Origin of the sequence: Dyella sp. KRB-257 (genome assembly GCF_049445995.1) — a bacterium.
In the GTDB taxonomy this organism is placed as follows: domain Bacteria; phylum Pseudomonadota; class Gammaproteobacteria; order Xanthomonadales; family Rhodanobacteraceae; genus Dyella_A.
Genome location: NZ_JBMSDZ010000047.1, coordinates 1 through 3,471, shown reverse-complemented (window position 1 = coordinate 3,471; position 3,471 = coordinate 1). Strand labels below are relative to the sequence as shown.

General features: G+C 71.7%; 2 protein-coding genes. Both read right to left on the bottom strand.

Annotation, left to right across the window (positions count from 1 at the left end; all coding sequences use genetic code 11):
• The coding region (locus tag ACO2Q2_RS17350) for an efflux RND transporter permease subunit (protein ID WP_423257500.1) at nucleotides 1-2,375 on the bottom strand (2,375 nt) is incomplete at its 3' end.
• Nucleotides 2,372-3,471, bottom strand: a 1,100-nt coding sequence (locus ACO2Q2_RS17345; RefSeq protein WP_423257499.1) for an efflux RND transporter periplasmic adaptor subunit, incomplete at its 5' end; no start/stop codon positions are given. The genes ACO2Q2_RS17345 and ACO2Q2_RS17350, both read right to left, overlap by 4 nt.

Genomic DNA, 3,471 nt, shown 5'->3' with positions numbered 1-3,471 from the left:
CCGGGAGCCACGATCGGCAACTGCCTGATCGCCGCCAGCGAGTCGCGCTCCGCGCGCGGATAACGCAGCACGATCGGAAAGCGCTCGCGGCCCTGCACCGTCTGTCCGATCGGCGCGCCGCCGACCACGGTGGCGATCAGCCGCTGCACGTCGCGCTGGGTCAGGCCGTAGCGGGCGGCGGCGTCCGGCCTGACGTGGACATCCACATAGCGACCGCTGGCGGGGCGCTCGGCGATCGCCGAGGCGACCCCGGGTACCTTGGCCGCCACCGCCTCGACGCGATCGGCGACGGCCTGCAGCGTGTCCAGGTCGTTGCCGAGCACCTTGATGCCGATCGGGCTCTTGATGCCGGTGGAAAGCATGTCGATGCGGTTGCGGATCGGCGGCACGAACAGGTTGCTCAGTCCGGGCACCTTCACTGCGCGATCCAGCTCGGCCTTGAGCTTGTCCATGGTCATGCCCGGCCGCCACTGCGCCTTCGGCTTGAAGGTGATGGTGGTCTCGAACATCTCCAGCGGCGCGGGATCGGTGGCGCTGTCGGCACGCCCGGCCTTGCCGAACACGTGCGCCACCTCGGGCACGGTCTTGATCATGCGGTCGGTCAGCTGCAGCAGTTGCGCGGCCTTGCCGGCGGACAGGCCGGGCAGCGCGGTGGGCATGTACAGCAGCGTGCCTTCGTCCATGGCCGGCATGAATTCGCTGCCGAGCTGGCGGATCGGCACGATCGCGCTGAGCATGACCAGCGCGGCGATCAGCAGCGTCGCCCGGGGGAAGCGCAGCACCGCGTCCAGGATCGGACGGTAGGCGCGCATCAGCATGCGGTTGAGCGGATGGTCGTGCTCGGCGCGGATGCGCCCGCGCACCAGGTAACCCATCAGCACCGGCACCAGGGTCACCGCCAGACCGGCCGCAGCGGCCATCGCGTAGGTCTTGGTGAACGCCAGCGGCTTGAACAGCTTGCCCTCCTGGCCCTGCAGCGCGAACACCGGCACGAACGAGAGCGCGATGATCAGCAGGCTCACGAACAGCGCCGGCCCGACCTCGGCCGCCGCCTCGCCGATCAAGCTCCAGCGCAGGGCACCGCGCGGGTCCTCGCCGCCATGCGCGGCACGCCAGTGCTCCAGATGTTTGTGCGCGTTCTCGATCATCACGATGGCCGCGTCGACCATGGCGCCGATGGCGATGGCGATGCCGCCGAGCGACATCAGGTTGGCCGACACACCCTGCAGCTGCATCACGATGAAGGCCGCCAGCACGCCCAGCGGCAGCGTCACCACCGCCACCAGCGCCGAACGCAGGTGGCCCAGGAACAGCGCGCAGACCAGCGCCACCACCACGAACTCCTCCAGCAGCTTGCCGCGCACGTTGTCCACCGCCGCGTCGATCAGTCGCGAGCGGTCGTAGGTCGGCACGATCTTCACGCCCGGTGGCAGGCTGCGCCGGATCTCGCCCAGGCGGCGCTTGACCGCAACGATCGCCGCGCGGGCATTCTTGCCGCTGCGCAGCAGTACCACGCCGCCGGCCACCTCGCCCTGACCGTCGAGTTCGGTGATGCCGCGGCGGAACGTCGGTCCGCGGCGCACCGTGGCCACGTCGCGCAGCAGCACCGGCACGCCGTCGGCGCCGGTGCCGAGCGGAATCCGCTCGAACTCGGCGCGGGTCGTGAGGTAGCCCTCGCTGCGCACCATCAGCTCGGCCTCGCCCTGCTCGATCACCGAGCCGCCGTCGGCCCCGTTGGCTGCCTGCACCGCCGCCACCAGTTGCGCCACGGTGAGGCCGCGCGCGGCCAGCGCGGCCGGATCGGGCACGATCTGCCACGCCCGCACCATCCCGCCGAGGCTGGCCACTTCGGCGACATCCGGCACGGTCTTGAGCTGGTAGCGCACGAACCAGTCCTGCAGCGCGCGCAGCTGGCCGAGGTCGTGCCGGCCGCTGCGGTCGACCAGCGCGTACTCGTAGATCCAGCCCAGCCCGGTGGCATCCGGCCCCAGCGTGGGATCTACGCCGTCCGGCAGCTGGCTGCGCGCCTGGCTGAGGTACTCCAGCACCCGCGAGCGCGCCCAGTACAGGTCGGTGGCATCGTCGAACAGGATGTAGACGTAGGAGTCGCCGAAGAACGAGTAGCCGCGCACCACCTTCGCCCCCGGCACCGACAGCATGGTGGCGACCAGCGGATAGGTGATCTGGTCCTCGACCACTTGCGGCGACTGCCCCGGCCAGGAGGTGCGGATGATCACCTGGGTGTCGGAGAGGTCGGGCAGGGCGTCCAGCGGCGTGCTGCGCACCGCCAGCACGCCGGCGATGGCCAGCACGAGCGCGCCCAGCAGCACCACGACGCGGTGGGCGATGGACCAGTGGATCAGCCGCGCGATCATCGCGCGTGCTCCGGCGCGCGGGCGCTGCTCGCCGGCATGGCCATGTCCGGCATGGCGTCTGGCCGGGCGGACGTGCCCTTCATGATCGACCTGCCATCCATCTGCCCGGACGCATCGTTCCCGGGCCTCGCCCGCGGCGGTTCGGCATCCGCGCCGGGACGCACTTCCATCACCTCGGCCGGCGCGGTCGAGGACGCCGCCGGGGCTGGCCGGGGCGTCCCGGGCATGGCGCTCGCGTCCATCCGCTGCAGCGCACCGGACAGGCTGGCCTCCGAGTCGATCAGGAACTGGCCGGAAACCACCACCCGCTCGCCGCCCTGCAGGCCGGCGAGTATCTCGGTCATGCCGCCGGCCGAGCGTCCGGGGCGGACCGCGACCGGGTGGAAGCGGCCCTTGCCGTCGGCGACGATGACCCGCGTACCGGTGCCGGTATCGATCAACGCCTGGTCCGGGACCAGCGGGTGGATGGCGCTGTCGGCCGGTCCGCGGAAACTCACCTCGGCGAACATGCCCGGCGCCAGCCGGTGACCGGGATTGTCCAGCACGATGCGGGCGCGTTGCGTGCGCGTGCTCCGATCCACCTGCGGCAGCAGCGATTCGACCCGACCCCGGAGGGTGGTGCCGGGCAGTGCGCTGACCCGCGCCCGCACCGGCGTGCCGGCGGCGATGCCCGCGCCCTGCGACTGCGGCAGCGCCGCCTCCAGCCACACCGTGTCGAGGCCGTTGATGGTCATCAATGGCATGCCGCTGGCGACCTGCTGCCCCTCGCGCACATCGAGCGCACTCACTACGCCGTCGATCGGCGCGCGGATCACCACCCGGAGCGCGTGGCCGTGCAGCGAACGGATCTGCCGGTCGTCCATGCCCAGCGCGCGCAGCCGCGTGCGGGCGGCATCGCGCAATGCGCGGGCATCGGCGGAGGTTGCGCCGGCCAGTGCCAGATATTCCTGCGCGGCCGCGTTCCACTGCGGCGAGATCAGTGCAGCGAGAGGCTGGCCGGCCTTCACCGGCTGGTACGGCGCGCGGACGAACAGCCGGTCGATCACGCCGCCCGTGCGGGCGCTGACGGTCTGCGCCTGCCGCAGATCCCAGCCCA